This is a genomic window from Paenarthrobacter sp. NPDC091711 (assembly GCF_044756605.1).
Classification (GTDB): Bacteria; Actinomycetota; Actinomycetes; order Actinomycetales; family Micrococcaceae; genus Arthrobacter.
Genome location: NZ_JBIVTF010000012.1, coordinates 37,348 through 52,740, shown reverse-complemented (window position 1 = coordinate 52,740; position 15,393 = coordinate 37,348). Strand labels below are relative to the sequence as shown.

19 protein-coding genes are annotated in these 15,393 nt (G+C 60.7%); 5 read left to right on the top strand and 14 right to left on the bottom strand.

The annotated features are described in order from the left end of the window. The 8 genes from mpaC to ACIQH5_RS16755 all read right to left on the bottom strand — a co-directional run bounded on the left by mpaC (position 1) and on the right by ACIQH5_RS16755 (position 8,319). Entirely contained in the window at positions 1-1,215 is a 1,215-nt protein-coding gene (gene mpaC, locus ACIQH5_RS16790; RefSeq protein WP_400405465.1) for a daptide-type RiPP biosynthesis dehydogenase, read from the bottom strand. Next, positions 1,212-2,501, bottom strand: coding sequence for a daptide-type RiPP biosynthesis aminotransferase (gene mpaD / locus ACIQH5_RS16785; RefSeq protein WP_400405462.1), 1,290 nt, complete (start codon positions 2,499-2,501; stop codon positions 1,212-1,214). Before mpaD ends, mpaC begins: the two co-directional genes overlap by 4 nt. After that, on the bottom strand, positions 2,498-3,523 hold the full coding sequence (gene mpaB / locus ACIQH5_RS16780; protein ID WP_400405459.1) for a daptide biosynthesis RiPP recognition protein: 1,026 nt from the start codon (positions 3,521-3,523) through the stop codon (positions 2,498-2,500). The genes mpaD and mpaB overlap by 4 nt, the downstream gene beginning before the upstream one ends. 276 nt (positions 3,524-3,799) lie before the next feature. Continuing rightward, entirely contained in the window at positions 3,800-4,285 is a 486-nt protein-coding gene (locus ACIQH5_RS16775; RefSeq protein ID WP_400405457.1) for a DUF6301 family protein, read from the bottom strand. Next, a complete protein-coding gene (locus ACIQH5_RS16770) occupies positions 4,282-4,524 on the bottom strand; it encodes a hypothetical protein (RefSeq protein ID WP_400405454.1) in 243 nt (80 codons plus the stop codon). The genes ACIQH5_RS16775 and ACIQH5_RS16770 overlap by 4 nt, the downstream gene beginning before the upstream one ends. 86 nt (positions 4,525-4,610) lie before the next feature. Beyond that, on the bottom strand, positions 4,611-5,933 hold the full coding sequence (locus tag ACIQH5_RS16765; protein ID WP_400405452.1) for an MFS transporter: 1,323 nt from the start codon (positions 5,931-5,933) through the stop codon (positions 4,611-4,613). Continuing rightward, the gene (locus ACIQH5_RS16760; RefSeq protein WP_400405449.1) at positions 5,930-7,525 is read right to left on the bottom strand and encodes an acyl-CoA synthetase; all 1,596 of its coding nucleotides are present in this window, start codon (positions 7,523-7,525) and stop codon (positions 5,930-5,932) included. Before ACIQH5_RS16760 ends, ACIQH5_RS16765 begins: the two co-directional genes overlap by 4 nt. A gap of 29 nt (positions 7,526-7,554) precedes the next feature. Continuing rightward, positions 7,555-8,319 carry an enoyl-CoA hydratase/isomerase family protein gene (locus ACIQH5_RS16755; protein WP_400405446.1) on the bottom strand — a complete coding sequence of 255 codons (765 nt, stop codon included), beginning with the start codon at positions 8,317-8,319 and terminating at the stop codon, positions 7,555-7,557. 116 nt (positions 8,320-8,435) lie between these two features. On the opposite strand from ACIQH5_RS16755, the gene ACIQH5_RS16750 reads away from it, so the two are divergent. From ACIQH5_RS16750 to ACIQH5_RS16730, 5 genes are all read left to right on the top strand, one after another. Then, positions 8,436-9,329, top strand: coding sequence for a LysR substrate-binding domain-containing protein (locus ACIQH5_RS16750; RefSeq protein ID WP_400405443.1), 894 nt, complete (start codon positions 8,436-8,438; stop codon positions 9,327-9,329). Positions 9,330-9,412: 83 nt separating this feature from the next. Further along, positions 9,413-9,634 (top strand): hypothetical protein, encoded by a 222-nt coding sequence (locus ACIQH5_RS16745; protein ID WP_400405441.1) that lies wholly within the window; start codon positions 9,413-9,415, stop codon positions 9,632-9,634. A gap of 128 nt (positions 9,635-9,762) precedes the next feature. After that, positions 9,763-10,299, top strand: coding sequence for a type IV toxin-antitoxin system AbiEi family antitoxin domain-containing protein (locus ACIQH5_RS16740; RefSeq protein WP_400405438.1), 537 nt, complete (start codon positions 9,763-9,765; stop codon positions 10,297-10,299). Beyond that, the gene (locus tag ACIQH5_RS16735) at positions 10,296-11,153 is read left to right on the top strand and encodes a nucleotidyl transferase AbiEii/AbiGii toxin family protein (RefSeq protein ID WP_400405435.1); all 858 of its coding nucleotides are present in this window, start codon (positions 10,296-10,298) and stop codon (positions 11,151-11,153) included. Before ACIQH5_RS16740 ends, ACIQH5_RS16735 begins: the two co-directional genes overlap by 4 nt. A 189-nt stretch (positions 11,154-11,342) precedes the next feature. Next, entirely contained in the window at positions 11,343-11,726 is a 384-nt protein-coding gene (locus tag ACIQH5_RS16730) for a DUF1304 family protein (RefSeq protein ID WP_400405433.1), read from the top strand. A 26-nt stretch (positions 11,727-11,752) separates the two neighbouring features. Here ACIQH5_RS16730 and ACIQH5_RS16725 read toward each other — a convergent pair whose 3' ends face one another. The 6 genes from ACIQH5_RS16725 to ACIQH5_RS16700 all read right to left on the bottom strand — a co-directional run bounded on the left by ACIQH5_RS16725 (position 11,753) and on the right by ACIQH5_RS16700 (position 15,388). Then, on the bottom strand, positions 11,753-12,217 hold the full coding sequence (locus ACIQH5_RS16725; RefSeq protein WP_400405431.1) for a VOC family protein: 465 nt from the start codon (positions 12,215-12,217) through the stop codon (positions 11,753-11,755). Next, a complete protein-coding gene (locus ACIQH5_RS16720; RefSeq protein ID WP_400405428.1) occupies positions 12,156-12,593 on the bottom strand; it encodes a MerR family transcriptional regulator in 438 nt (145 codons plus the stop codon). Before ACIQH5_RS16720 ends, ACIQH5_RS16725 begins: the two co-directional genes overlap by 62 nt. 157 nt (positions 12,594-12,750) lie before the next feature. Continuing rightward, positions 12,751-13,344 (bottom strand): AAA family ATPase, encoded by a 594-nt coding sequence (locus tag ACIQH5_RS16715; RefSeq protein WP_400405426.1) that lies wholly within the window; start codon positions 13,342-13,344, stop codon positions 12,751-12,753. A 167-nt stretch (positions 13,345-13,511) separates the two neighbouring features. After that, complete coding sequence (locus ACIQH5_RS16710) at positions 13,512-13,934, bottom strand: hypothetical protein (protein ID WP_400405423.1); 423 nt, start codon at positions 13,932-13,934, stop codon at positions 13,512-13,514. 91 nt (positions 13,935-14,025) lie between these two features. Beyond that, positions 14,026-14,709 carry a type 1 glutamine amidotransferase domain-containing protein gene (locus ACIQH5_RS16705; protein WP_400405421.1) on the bottom strand — a complete coding sequence of 228 codons (684 nt, stop codon included), beginning with the start codon at positions 14,707-14,709 and terminating at the stop codon, positions 14,026-14,028. Between the two features lie 34 nt (positions 14,710-14,743). Continuing rightward, complete coding sequence (locus ACIQH5_RS16700) at positions 14,744-15,388, bottom strand: TetR/AcrR family transcriptional regulator (protein WP_400405418.1); 645 nt, start codon at positions 15,386-15,388, stop codon at positions 14,744-14,746. Positions 15,389-15,393 lie beyond the last annotated feature (5 nt).

Below are 15,393 nucleotides of genomic sequence, written 5' to 3'. Positions count from 1 at the left end.
TCACCTCCTCTCTCTTGCCGCTGCTAGATCGCCCGTTGGGCCTGACAAGACGTGGTGTCCTCTCGCCGCTGTGGTGAGGACGTGGTGAATCTGGGCGGCGTCAATGCCGCGAAGCATGGGAAGCGCTCCGCCCCAATTTTGGATAGCGGCTTCCGTGGTCCGGAGCAGCGTTTCCTCGCCTATGGTCTCCAGCCCGGCGATGCCCCACCGCCGCATCAGATAGGTGATGCCGGGAGCCGGTTCAGGATCCAGGGCAGGGACCGCCTCGGTAACCATGGACCACAGGTGTTGGAGGCGCAGGCGGTCTCCCCAAGCTGCAGCACCGTGGGAGATTTCCTCCCAGATGGGACCGATCACGGAGGCTGTTGCCGTCATCTTTCTCGCCCCGGTGGCGTACGCGAGCTCGTTCGCGAGGTACCAGTGCCTCGCCCCGTAGGGATTCCGGCCCATGAGAGCCCATCCCGTGTGCGTCTCCATGCTGAGCCGTGCCGCGGTCAGCCGCAGCTCCGGCGCATCGAACCTCGTCAGTTGCTCACCCAACCGGACTATCCGTTGGATGAGGACATGGCCGTCGTCGTCGAAGATGCTGCGCTGGCTGCCAACCATGGTCCCGGCCACCCGCAGAAGAGCTTCAAACAGGCCTTCAAAAACCAGATACTTGGGCAGGGTGGCGAGGTGTCCGGCGTCGAGCACTGCAACGTCACCTGCCAGGTTGCGGGAGGCTATCAGGCGGCGTCCGACGGCGGTGTCCAGGCACGCGACAGCGCTGACTTCAGCGCCGGTCCCCACGGTGGACGGCATGAGAATGGTTTTGGGGCGTTCCTTGGGGTTCGTGACGGGTGGCAACACCAACAGGCCGGAGCGTTTGGCGTGGCGTTCTGCAAATATGGTCAGAGCAGGGTCGGCCGTGAAGAGCGCGGCGAGCTTGACCGCGTCCAGGACGGAGCCGCCACCTAGTCCCACGATGGTCTGAAGACCGTTTTCGCGGATGAAGCTGCCAACGTTCCTCAGCGTTTCCACCGTGACTGGCGCCGCGGTCAGTTCCAGGACGGCTGATCCTTTGAGGTCACCTGCAAGGAGTTTGTCGCGGTGTCCTGCGAGCTCCTTGTCCACTACCAGGCCCGTTCGGCCCCGGGTGAGGCTGCCTACATACTTGGGTGCCATCCCGTCGTCGGCAATGACGCATCGGGTCCTCAACCCGTGATCGGCAATCATTCAAAAACTCCGTCCCGGGTGGCCGTGACCAGGCCGGCTTCAACGGCGGCCTGAAGCTCTTCAAAGTTCTCCTCGGTGTAGGTGAGTGCAGGCAACAGCTGGATCCGTCCAGGCCCTGGCTGCACCATAGCGCCGGCCTGGTGGATGTTCCGCACCACAGCCAGGACTCCCTCGGATGAGAGAGGCATGCCGTTTCTGGAGTGAAGCTTCAGGCCACGCATGCAGCCGCGACCAGTTGCGTTCCCTACCCCGGGGATGCGTTGGAGGTCTTCAATGAGCTTGTTGAGGCCCTCTGCTACCTGCTTATTCAGGGTGTGGTGGTCCAGCCGCTTCATCTCAGCGACGGTGCTGAGGATGGCTGCACACGTAGCCGGGGTGCCAGCTTGGGTTTCTCCGTGAACGAAGATGGACTCTGTTGCGTCAAAAAGTTGGGTCACGCGTTGGGCTATCAAGAGGGCGGCGCATGCGCTGGTGCCATTAGTCAAGCCCTTGGACGTGACGATGATGTCCGGCTGTTGGGGCCATGTATCCGAGACGAACCAGCCGCTCACCCTGCCGAAGCCGGTGGCAACCTCGTCCGCGACCAGCAGGAAGCCATGCTGGTTCCGGTGCTTGATGACCTCTTCAACGAAGGCGCCCGACACCGATTCCGCGCCCGAACCCAGAACGGGCTCCATAATGACCGCAGCGATCCGGTGGCCTTCCCTGTGCATCAGCCGGGTCAGTTCCGCGGCGTCGTCGTCGAATCTGATGTGGCGGATGTTCCGACGATCGACCCCGTAGACCGCTTGGCCGAGTTCATCGCCGCTGAGGGCCTGGCTTCCGTAGGTCAGCCCGTGGTAGCTGCCGCTCAGGCCAACGATGAGCTTCCGCTCGGGCTGCCCGTTCACAACGAAATACTGGCGGGCGAGTTTCATGGCCGCGTCGTTGGCCGCTCCGCCGGAAGTAGAGAACACCACCCGTTGGAAGTCCTGTGCGGGCAGGCTCAGGAGGGCTCTTGAAGCTTCCACGGCTTTCCCGTGAGACGTGCGAAATAGCGGAAGATAGGAGGCGGTGCGAAGTTCTTTGGCAATGGCCTCGGCTATCCGTTGGTTTCCGTAACCGAGGATGGTGTTCCACAGACCGCTCTTTGCGCACAGCCTTCGCTGGCCGTCCGCGAAGGTGACGTGGACGCCGTCGGCGCTGACTGCCGTGTAGCTGGACTCATTGAAGTCGTGTTGGGTAACCAGCGGAACCCAGAGGGGAAGTTGTGTCCTTGGGGTAGGAAGGACGGGCACCGCGGTCATCGGAGCTCACCCATAAGGTGGATACCGAGTTGTTCGAAATGGGTGACTACCGCCCTGGCCGCACCTTCAGCCGCACCAGCTGAAATCTTGAGAGCGGGTGACACCACTCTGGCGGCAGCCTTGATGTCCCGCACATTGGAGACGGCCTCAACGATGGCCGCGGCGTCCACACCGATCTTGAAGAGCCGGCCTGTCTTCGTGTCCAGAAGGGTGTGCTCTGCCGCCCTCTTGAGGATAAAGGGAGCGCTCGCAGACGGCACGCCGTCTTTGAGGGTGGCGCCGTAAAGGCTGACGCCGAATCCGACCAGGTTTGTATTGGCTCTGTCTTCTCGCGGAATGAACTTCCAAGCATCTAAAGCGGCAAGGTAACGCGGGATCCAGGGCTTCGGCTCAAGGGAGTCTTGAATGTCCCAAGGGTAATAGACAGCGGCGACGGCGGACTCCGGCCTCAATGACACGGCCCGGACTCTGATATCCGGCAGCGAATCGCCTACCTTGCCGATTTTGGTGCCGTAGGGCCCGGTCCTGACGGAGCCATCCCCCGTGATGTGAAGCCGTGTCAGCAGAAGATTGTCTTTCGCTGCCCCGCTCAACAACCCCCGCTCTGCCAGAACAGTGTTGACTTCGATGAGCTGCTGAACAAAATGGCCGGAACTGATAGCTTCTTCTGCGTCGTCGAAAAAGGCCTGCCAGTCTTCCTTCGTGGTGATCCTGGCTACCGTCACGCCCACTAGGTTCACAAAAGGTATGGCCACATAGTCTTGGATTTCCAAGCTGAGGGTGCCATCAACCAGGAGCTCTTCACCAGCGGCATCGAAGGACCCCGATACCGTGACGATGCCTTCGTCGGCTTTGTCCCCGTTCAGAACCAGAACCGTAGAGCCCTCACCGGCAAGCGACTTTGCGTAACCGGCGTGCTCGGGATTCTCAACAAAAATGACGTGCCCCGGTATCCGTCCGGGTACCCCCGTAATCCACTGATCCACGGCGGCGGCAATGCTCTGTTGCTGACTCAGCTTCAATTCCCCAACCCCAATAGTTGTCTGCTCCAGCAGCCCCGCATTTAATCGGGGCTGCGTTCTGAGAAGGACACTATGGGCGGGGTGATACGCCACAGAGTGGAAAGACGGAACTAGGTGGTGAATTGGCCGGAATTAGGCGTGATTTGGGTATACCTAGCTGACCTACCGGGGGTGTCCTAGGTGTTCGGAGCTGGGTCCACTTTCGGGCCGTGCAGACGAGTTCGTTGGATCAGGTGAGGGAGCCCGCCAACTAATCAGCGGGAGCGCCGGCCATCGTCATACGTCGCCGAGTTTCCGCTCCACTTCCGCGCCTTGGGGTGTTTCGAACCTTGCGGAGAGACCCCTAGGTGAGAAGTTGAAGGTGACGCGAGCACCGCCGTCGACGTTCCACCGAGCAGTTTTGGCTTTTTCGAAGTCCCGTAGGGCTGGCTTCCCCCATTTTGCTTCGCCCTCGCGAACCATGAGCGTGAAGGAATCGCTCAGGAAGGCGGTGGACTCGGGTGTTACATCCCGGATGGTGTCCGACGTGTCCAGGCTCAATTCCCTCATCACGTTCTTGACGTCGACGGTCATAACATCAGCGGTTGTGAAGTTGGATACTGTGTTCATCAAATATGGCGTGTCGTTGTCGACTTCGATGGTCCACCCGAACCTCTCCACAGCACGCTGTTGGGCCTCGGCCTCCGGCATAGGCCATGGCGCAGCAATCCAGAAGTCCATGATGTCGCAGACCTCAGCGGGGGGCATTGATTTCCAGGTCACTTGTTGCGTCCTCTTTCCAGTTTTTCGCTCTTTGCTCTTTCCAGCCAGACTCTCCAGGCGTTATAGCTGAAGAAGGTGAAGTTGTACCCGGCGGCGGCCGCAGCATCCTTCAACGTCTCACCCACTCGGAAAACGGGTCGGCCGTCATCGGCCTCGATGGACTGAACGATCTCGGTGTCCGTGGCATTGAGCATGTGGATCAAGGGGTACGCGGTCCGGAAACTCTCGGAGCCTCCCATGAAATGGACCCAGTGACCGCGTCCCCAACGAATCTCCGTGCCGTTTGCCCCGACTTTTACGTCAACCCCTTTCAAGCTAAACGCCTCTACAGAACCGTGGTCCGCGACAACGACAAGTCCTTGGTCTCCCGGAAGAACAGGACCACCACAACGGCCGACACCAGTGCCATGCCCATCAGGTAGAAGGCCGGGGCCAACGGCGAGCCAAAGCCCGCTACCAAACCGGTGGCAACAAAGGGAGCGGTTCCACCAAACAGCACGTAGGCCAGTGTGTACCCGATCGCGGAGCCGGAGGCCCGAACCGACGACGGGAACATTTCCACCAGAGCCGGAACATTGGATGTGCCGATCACGGCCACCAACGCACCCAAGACACTCGTCCCCAGGATCGCGAAACCGAGACCCAACGGCATGATCGAGAACGCCGGAATAGTCATCACCACGAAGCCAACACACGCCACCAGCAGCATCCGTTTGCGGCCGTACCGGTCACTGGCACGAGCGGCCAGAGGACAGACTGCCGTGTACACCAGCATGGTGATCACACTGGTGATCATGGATTCGGCCGATGAATAGCCGAGGCTCGAGCTCATGTACGCGATCATGTAACTGCTCATCAGGTAGTAAGCGATGGCGTTGGTGATGCTGTAACCGAAGAGCGTGAAGATCTGGCGGGAACACATGCGGATGGCGTCGCCCAAGGGCCGCTTGGCAACTTCACCCTTATTCTCGAGGCCACGGAACACCGGGGTGTCGTCAACCTTTGACCGTATATACAGTCCGATCAAGCCCAGCGGCGCCGCGAGCAGGAACGGAATCCGCCAGCCCCAGGCCTGCAAATCGGCAGGACTCAATGTCGCGGTGATCGCAGCACCCAGCAGAGCACCTGCAACCGAAGCCAGGCCAACGGTGGCCGGGATAATGCTGGCGTACGTTGCCCGCTTGCCTTCCGGAGCGTACTCCACGATGAATGCGGACGAACCCGTGTACTCACCACCGGTGGTGAAGCCCTGAACCGCGCGGAATAGGAACAGAAGGATCGGAGCCCACACGCCAATCACCGCGAACGTCGGCAGGATACCGATACAGAACGTCGCCGCGCTCATGATCAGCACACACAGGCCGAGCATCTTGTTACGGCCGATCCGGTCACCGTAGCGTCCAAAGAAAGCCGCCCCCAGCGGCCTGGCGATGAAGCCGCCGGCGAAGATTGCCCACACGGCCAGAAGTGACGCCGTCGTGGAGTAATCCGGGAAGAAGAGCTTCGCGATGGTGACGGACATGACCGCATAGGCCGCGGAGTCGAACCATTCAACGAAATTTCCGACGGCGGCTGCCGCGGCGACGCGCTTCAGGCTCCGGCGCGGGGAAGACTCAGTGTCAGCAACTTTCTCGGTCATCGTATTCATGATTGTTGTCCTTCGGGGCGGGGAGAGGCTACAACGTGTGGGAGTTCGCGGAGCTGGGCCCGCTGGACTTTTCCGGTGGCCGATTTCGGCAGCGCGGAGACGTATTCAATAAATCGTGGGTACGCGAAGCGGGAGAAGTTCTCCTTCACGTGGGCCACGATGGCTTCGCTCAGTTCCGCTCCCCCAGCGTGACCGGGCATCAGTTCGATCCAAGCCTTGATGGACTGGCCGCGAAGCTCGTCCGGCACACCGGTGACGGACACGTCCCGCACGGGATCGAGTTCGCGAATGACTGCCTCCAGCTCATAGGGTCCAACCCGGTATCCGGACGTTTTGATGACGTCGTCGGTCCTCCCCAGGAACCAGACATAGCCGTCGTCGTCCGCGTAGGCCTGGTCCTTGGTGTGGTACCAGCCGCCCCCGAACGCGGTTGCGGACGCCTCCGGCATGTTCCAGTATCCCAAGGGAAATTGGGGGTTGGAGCGCGCCCGGAGGCAGATCTCGCCGGTCTCGCCGGTGGGAACTTCCTGTTCATTTTCGTCCAGCAGGCGGACTTCCCATCCAGGAAGTGGACGCCCCATGGACCCGGGCTTCACCGGCACATCCGGGTAGTTGCCCAGCAGCGGGTAGGACTCCGTGGAACCGTAGTAATCCAGCAGCGTCACCCCGTACTGCCCCTCGAACCAAGTGATCAGGTCCGGCGTTAGCGGCTCATTGGACGAGCAAACCGTCCGCAGGGACAGCGGAAAGCGAGCACCGGCGTCGGGCACGTCTTCGCGCATCTTCCGCAGGAACGTCGGGTTGACCAGCGCGCTGGTGACGCGGTGGCGGCTCATGGAGTCCAGCAGGGCTGCGGGCTCGAAGCCGCCACTGGGACGGAAAACCAAGTGCGTTGCACCAAGCCGGAGCGGGCCCATGAGCTTGGCCAACGACCACGCCCAGTCCCCCGCACCATAAAACACGTCGCCGTCGCCGATCTGGTGGCAATACTCGAACTCGTTGTGGCCAAGCAGCGTCCGGTGCGCGTGGACGATCCCCTTCGCCCGACCAGTGGTGCCCGAAGTGTAGAAGATGAGGGCGGGGTCGTCGGCTTTGGTTTCGACATCCTCGAATTCGGTGTCCGCTTCCGTAATGGCCGGCCCGTCGATGTCAATGAACGTGCCTTCGTAGTCCCCGAAGAGGTGCCTCGCGGACTCCTCGGCGATGATCACCGACGCGCCGCTGTCCTCCAGCCGGAAACGGATCGGCTCAGCCGCCCACAGCAGGGACATCGTCACAAGGATGGCGCCGGTCCGGAGCACACCGAGATACGCAGCCGGAGTGTCGGAACGCTGAGGGAGGAGGACGGCGACGCGGTCGCCCTTCTTGATGCCGGCGTTTTGCAGGGCGGCAGCGATTTGCCGGGAGCGGTCCTGGATTTCGCCCCAGCTCACCTCGCGTTGACCTTCGACGGCGGACTCCAGGATGAGCGCGCGCTTGTCTCTTGGGTGCCGGTCGGCGACGTCGACGGCCATGTTGTAGAGCTCAGGCACCTCCCAGCGGTGGCTGTCCCGCAGTTCGGTATAGCGATCTTGGGTTGCTGTGGTTGTCATGGTTTTGCCTCCTGCTTCTGCTTCGCGGGTTAGCGGCGGCCGGCGAGGAAGCGGGCCATTTCGCGCTGCGGTTCGCCGGTGCCGTAGGCCTCTCGGTGGACGCGCTTGGCTTCTGCCATGGCATCGGTGAGGTCGTCGTCTTCCAGGCTGCGCAGGCGGTTCTTGGTCAAGCGGACCGCACCCGGAGGAAGGAGGCTCAAGCGCGAGGCGAGTTCCTGGGCGTAAGCCAGCACGCCGCCGTCGTCCGCCAAGTAGTTGAGGAGGCCGAGCCGCTGGGCCTCGGCCGCATCCACCAGCTCGCCGGTGAGGACGAACTGGGAGGTCTTGGACTTGCCGAGGATGCTCCACATGGCCCAGATACCGGTGATGCTGGGGATGCCGGAGAGAACTTCCGGCTGGCCCATGCGGACTTTGGAATCTCCCACGCGGAGGTCCGCGAGAAGTGAGTACTGGAAACCGGAGCCAGCGGCGACGCCGTTGACCGCGGCGATGGTGATTTGGTCCAGGTTGCGGACTGCCCGGTAGAGGCGGTCAAAGCCGTCGATCCAGGCTTCCGCTGACTCGTGATCCTCCGGGTTCATGGACGCGGTCTCGGCCAGGTCCTGTCCTGCGCAGAACGCGCGGCCGCTGCCGGTGAGGATGACCGTGCGGACTTCGTCGTTGCCCTTGAGGCCTTCCAGATAGTCGATGAGTTCGCTGCGCATGGCCTCGGTCCAGGCGTTGAGCTTGTCCGGGCGGTTGAGGGTGATGATGGCGGTGGGGCCGGTTTGTTCGAAGAGGACGTCCTGGGACATTGGGGAATTTCCTTTGGCTCATTGGGGCTTCTTGATTCCCATCTGACCATCAGCGAATGTGACCCGTCTAACATCAATATCTACTCAGCTTGATACCAAACTGATATGGTGCCGCGATGGACCTTCACCATCTCAAGTACTTCGTGGTGCTCTCCGAGGAACTGCATTTCGGGCGCGCGGCACAGCGTTTACACATGGCCCAGCCGCCACTCTCACAGCGCATCAAGGACTTGGAAAAAGAGCTCGGCGTCCTGCTGTTTCATCGTCGGCGCACCGGCGTGGAGCTGTCCGAAGCCGGGGCTTTGCTGCTGGAGCACGCGCGTGGGGTGCTGGATCACGTGGCCATGGCGCAGGAGTCGATGCGGCGGATCCGGCCCGGCGCTTCGGGCATCCTGCAGGTGGCGGTACCGCCGGACACGAATCCTGTTGCGTTGTCCACGATGGTGTCTTCTTTTGCTGCGTCTGCTCCCGACGTTCTGCTGAACCTGCACGAGCTCACCACCGTTGAGCAGGTTGAGCGACTGCGCGACGGCGAACTGGACGTTGCGGTGGTGCGTCACCCTTTGAGCAGCGTGGGTTTCGAGTCGGGGCCGGTGTTCTCGCGGGCGCTGGGCGTGGTGATGAATGCTTCGCATCCGCTGGCTTCATTGGAGGCCGTGCGGCTGGGTGACTTGGCCGGGAGTCCGTTGATCATCTTCCCGCGCCACATGGCCCCGACCCTGTACGACTCATTCCTGCACACGTGCCGCGACGCCGGGTACTTGCCTGCAGCGATTGTGCACGCAAGGAACCAGCACTTCACGCACGGGCTGATCATGGCCGGCCGCGGAGTGCACTTCAATGAGGAGCCGTGGACACCATTGCCTTCGGGGATCGTGTGGCGGCCATTGGTTGGGGATCCGTTGGCTTGGCGGACGTCGGCGTTGTGGTTGAAGAGCCGACGGTCAGCTGAGACGGACGCGTTTGTTGCCGCTGTGGGGGCGGGGTTGGAGGCGGGTAGGCACGGGTGACTATCCACTGGGGATATCCACACTTTGATTCGTTGGACCTTTGGGGAGGACTCTAGGAAGTAGTGCCGTGTTAGCGTCAAGCCATGAAGCCAACTCCTCGAACCCTCCGAAGTCTTACGTTCTTCCTGGCAGGGTTTGTACCGTTCGCCATATTCTGGCCAATGTACGGCGCCGTAGCGGGATTTGGCATTGGCCTCCTGGTCGCAGCGATTGTCATTGCCGTTGATGCCGCACTTATCTCTCGCCGGAAAACCAGACGCGAGGTCCAGGTTCATCCGGCCTTGAGTGACCACGACTCGGCGTAACCACGGACGCCGGCAGGCGAATAACTTTCATTATTAACGTCGAAACTATACCGCTAACGGTATGGTTTCGACATTTTAAGAGCACGAAATTTATGGCAAAGTAATACCGTTTACGGTAGATTTTTGACATGAGAACAACCTATCGAGGCGTTCTGCGTGAGATCGCTTACGACAACCACGGCTATGTCACCACCGCGGATGCAGTGAGCGCTGGCGTGCCCGCTGTGGAGTTGCCAAAGCTCACTGCCCGCGGCGGCCTCGATCACATCGGATACGGTCTTTACCGTCTGACTGACATTCCTCCGACCGACGACGATCAATTCGCCGAAGCGACCTTACGCGCAGGAGACGATGCCTACCTTCGCGGAGAATCCGTCCTGGCCCTCCTCGGCTTGGGAGACGTGAATCCTACGAAAATTACCGTAGGCACCAGCCGTCGTATCCGCCGCGCAATGCCCGACTATGTGAAGATCACCCAGATGCAGGCCGGAACGAAGGTTACACGCTACCGCGGGATCCGCGCCCAGCTGCTCAGCGAAGCTCTGCTGGAATGTCGGGGCCAGGTCCCCAACACACGACTGCGGGATGCGGCAGTCAAGGCCCGCGCTGAAGGACTGCTGACCACGGCTGAGTGGAACCGTGTGCGCAAGGAGCTCGCCGAATGAGGTACGACAGCCCGCCCCGCAACCTCGCCGCTCTCAACCAGAGATTGAAGAACTTAGAGGTAGACGAAGCTCTCACCCTTCGCCGACGAACGACGATGGCTCTGGTCGTGATCGGACAAATGCTTCCCGAGGGTGCGGTGAAAGGCGGCAGTGCGATGGCACTGAGATACGGCTCCACTACAAGGTTCACCCGCGACCTTGATGCCGCCCGTGCAGGAGGTCTCGCGACGTTCCGCACCGACTTCGAAGAGCGCCTTGAGGAAGGGTGGGGTGGCTTTACTGGGCGGCTGGCAGAGCGAAAAGCCCCGAAGCCCAAAGGGATTCCCTCGTCATACGTGATGAAACCATTCGATGTGAAGCTCGACTACGAGGGGAAGCCGTGGTGCACAGTGCCCTTCGAACTCGGTCACAACGAGATCGGTGACGCTGACGATCCCGAGTTCACTCTGGCTCCCAGCATCACCGAAATGTTCACCTCTGTGGGCCTTCCCGCTCCAGACCCGGTAGCGGTAATGTCCACCGTCCACCAGATCGCCCAAAAGATACACGCGTCCACCGCCCCCGGTAGTGACCGCGCCCGAGACCTTGTGGACCTGCAGATCCTGGGCGCACGCGAGAAGCTGGACCTAGCGATGGCCCGGGCCACTTGTGTTCGTCTTTTCGGCTACAGAAGGGCCCATGCTTGGCCTCCATCCGCTGTGGAGGGCCCCGATTGGCCGAACCTCTACACGGTGGCCGCCGAGGGCCTTGACGTCCTCCCTGATGTCGCTCCCGCCATCGAGTGGCTGAACAAGTTCATCGCCCGGATTGACCAAGCCTCGCCAACCGATCAACTGTCGCTGGCTGAAGATTAGAAAGGCCCCCGCCAACACCGTCAGCCCTTACGGCACTGGCATGCGCCAGTTCTGGGCTCACGTCATCGTCGGAAGCTTGTCTAGGTTAGCGGCGTCGTCGTCGGGACCGTGACACCTTGAAGGTGTTCGCGCCTAACGCTAATCTGCAGACACAAGTAATGAGGACTGCAGGTTCGCTAGGAGCACGGCATGAATTTGCTGAGCCAGATACTCGCGGGGGCCACCGGCCTTGCGCTGATAAGCGTTGGCGTCCTGGAGATCTTCTTCCATGGTGATCAACGCTTCCACCGGATCTTTCTGATCCGACCAGACGACGTGCGGGCAGTACGGATGTGGGCGATGAACGTTGGCGCCTACAACATAACCTTTGGCCTTGGAATCGCAGTTGGTCTATGGCTGGTGAACTTCTCCGGCACTCCCGCGAGTGGGTCAGCGATAGTTATTTTCTGCTGCGCCTGCCACGTCTTCCTTGGTTTCTGGCTGTGGGTCACAGAGAGGCGGCTTCTGCTCAGCGCCATCGGCCAAGCACTCTTTCCCCTACTCGCGATCGTTTTCTTCATTGTCCTGCACTAGGGCGTGGACGGATCTATCGGGATGCCTCACCTGGCACGATCGACGTCAGTGGTGAAGCCTTTCTTCCTGGTACGTTCTTGCAGAGTCTCAAGTTCTTGGAAGAAGGTCACTTGCCAGCCATCAGGACCCTGCACTCTGCCGTTAATGGTCTCGAACGGAGTTCTCCTTGGAGGTGCGAGCACCTCTAACCCAAATTCTTCGACGGAGGTCATTGCAGCTTCGGTGTTGTCTACCTCCAGGGCTATCCGAAGCGTAGGACCTTTGGAAGATGGTGCGTCTTCGATGGCGTCGATGTTGCGAACGTGTGTGGGTGTGGCGAGCTCAATTGTGGCCGTGGCGACGTTCAGTATTGCCACTCGATCCTCCCCATCGGTTGCGAAAGCTGGCTGTTCCGGGAGACCAAGGACGTCGCGGTAAAAGCGCAGGGCGCTATCGAAGTCGTCTGTTTCGATGATCAAACGCAATTGCTTGGGAGGCCGTGAAAGAGTCATGTCCATCATTTTGGAGGGTGACATGCGTGTCAGGTGCAAGCCCGTATCGATCTCCCAGCCGTTTCAGCTGCCGAAGTTCGGCTTCGACGGATTCCTTCTCGCTCTCCAGTCGCGCTTGCGCAGCTGTTATGGCTGCCAAGAGCAGGTCGCGGTCTCTTACGGGATTGACCAGGGCAGGAAGCAGCGTGCGGATTACGGAACTGCAAAAACCAGCCTCAAACAAGTCTTGGATCTGAAGCACACGACGCTCATCCTCGTTCGAGTAAATGCGGTGACCTGCCGAAGACCGCTGCGGCTCAAGCAGGTCTTGCTGTTCGTAATAGCGCAGGGACCTGACGCTGACGCCAGTCCTCGTGGATAATTCTCCAATCCTCATACAAACATCTTCGTTGATTTCTGCCGCCCGTTAATCGATCCCAACGTACAGCTGGCCCTGATCATGTTGGCGGGCGTCTGTGACAGCATGAGGCTATGAGCGCGCAACTTGAGGTTCCGCGGTTGGAAGACCTGAATGATCTCGCAATTGATGCCCCTCAAGCTAGAGCGTTCAGCAGGCTTGTGTAGGTCTCCTCGATTTCCCCTCTGCGACTGTGGATGACTAAAGCAGAGGGACGGGCATGAAGCCCACTGGTCAGGCTGTCGTACATTGACTCCAGCAACGTGGAGCCGCCGTTCTGTTCCACAATTGCCGTTACCTTGGCGTGCCAAGGATCGTGGTTGTCTCCGCGAGCGTAGAACCGCTCTACTGAGGACTCTCCAGTGTCCATGAGTACTACCTCTCGAAAGGCCGCGCCAGCCTTCAGCGCAATGCCGGTGAACAACCCGATTTCCTCGTCGGCGTCGAGAAATTGCGGCATGATCACTCGATGCCCTCCCGCCAGGTGCGTGGCGGCCATGTTAAGAGCGATGGGGCGGACCTGAGCCCCAGCCGCCTGAAAATCCTCTTGCCAGCCGCCAATGAGGCACCGGACCTGATCGACGTCCAAGTTCAACGTTCCGGGATGGCGGTCTGCAAAGAGTCTGGCGAGAGTGGACTTTCCGATGCCCGGCGGGCCGTTCAGCAAAATCAATTCTGCCCCTGGTTGGTCACTCACTGGCCAGTTGAACTTTCCTGGGTTTGCAGACATGCATGACACTCTAGGCGCTAGAAGAGAACTATCACTCGACACATCCCTCTCTTCCAGGGTGTGCATCAGCGTTCGGCTGGACGGAAACAGATACGGGTTTGCCTTCCGATGACTTCGCCAACCATCAGCGCTATCGGATCACGGGGATTGACTTAGCGGCGTCCCCATCAGTCCAAGAGTCCGCCAGCCACTCGCCCCTCCGGACGTTGACGCAGGGACATCAAGGCGAGGGCGTACAGAAGACCGCGGGCCACGCCGAATAACCACGGGAACGGTAGGTCGAAGCCCAACCAAAACACTGCCTCCACAGGGAGAAGGGCCAGGCCAAGAACCAGCCCGGACCGGCGCCCCTTCCATACGAGCCAGGCCGCCCACGACGCCACCAACACCACGACGAGGAACGCCATGAGCAGCGACACGAAGGCCCAGCTTTGCAGGCCGTCCCACGGCCCCGCGTACATCGGGAACAGGTCCATGAACATCGGCAGGTACCCGTTTTGCAGGAGATGGATGCTGACGGGGATCGCTGGAATTCCGAACGCCGCAGCGTAGATCCAAGTCAGCACTGCCGCCACACGCGCCTTTTGCATAGCCTTCCTCATTTCGGAAATCTCGGATGAATCCGGCCCCGGATAAGTCCAGTGTGGAACAGAGCATTCACCGGCGGAAGTGGCTAATGCTTTAGAGAAGCGCAGCAACCTTCTGGGCAGTCGCCTTGGCCGATCCCGGATTCTGGCCGGTGACCAGGTTGCCGTCCGCAATGGCGTAGGAGACGAACGGGAGCAGAGCTTTCTCATAGATTGCTCCGCGTGCTTTCATCTCTTCCTCCGCGTTGTATGGCACCAGCTTGTCGACGCGAGCCAGCACTTCTTCCTGCCACGCGAAGCCGGTCACCTTGCGGTCTTTAACGAGGAGGCTGCCATCCGAAAGCCTGATGTTCAGAAGGCCGCAGTACCCATGGCAGACCGAGGACACAATGCCGCCCCGTTCCCAGATTTCGCGGGTGATCCTCTGCAATCCTTCGCTGTCAGGGAAGTCGTACATCACTGCATGGCCGCCGGTGAAGTAGATGGCGTCGTAGTCGGCCGAGTTGATGCTTTCAGGGGCGGCCGTGTTTTCGAGAAGGGCCATCCGAGCTGGGTTGTTGTGCCACGATTTGGCCGCTTTGTCGTAGCTGGGGAATTTCAGTGAGCGAGGTTCCAACGGGGCCCGTCCGCCTTGTGGGCTGACAATGTCCTGTTCGAAACCGCGCGCCTCGAACACTTCCCAGGCGTGAACCAGCTCGGATAGCCAGAGGCCGGTCTGGTGTGAAGGATCCTCGTAGTGGCTGACATTGGTCACGACGTGAAGGATGCGTTTAGTCATGCTCATTCTCCTGAGGGTGGTGGCCGGATCGGGACTAACCGCCCGATTTGTTGTTGTTCAGCGCGAAGAGCGCCCCAACCGCCGACTTCACGCGAACTGCAACGTCGTCGCTGGTTTGTGGCCGTAACTTGCCGTCGAGATGAAGGAACGCCAGCCCGTGCGCCACGCTCCACAGCGCGATGGACAGATTGGAGTTGTTCGCGTCCGGGAAAAGGCTCCCTATCGCTTGGTTCAACATCTGGTGAAGCTGCTCCGAGGCGTGTACGCGTTCGCTGTCCTCCTGGTCGCATTCGTTGCCGAACATCAATCGGAATACGGCGGGCCGTCTCAGAGCGAACGCAACGTAGGCCACCCCGAGTGCCGTGATCACATCTTCGGGCGCCGCGGATACCGCCGGTGCCGCGAGCTCCGCAAGCTCCGCAGCGTCCGCAGGCTCAGCCAAGTCAGCCAACGCCGCCTCGAGGTCCGCCCGCAGGTCTCTGAATCCCTCGATCGCAACCGCACTGTCCAGCGCTTCCCGGTCCGCGAAGTGCCGGTAAGGCGCTGTGGGTGACACTCCCGCGCGTCGGGCAACAGCCCGCATCGAGAATGGCTCACCCGCTTCCAGGCTCTCAATCGCCGCAGCGAGCAGGGCTGCACGAAGATCACCGTGGTGATACGGCTTGATCGATGTTGACACTGCTA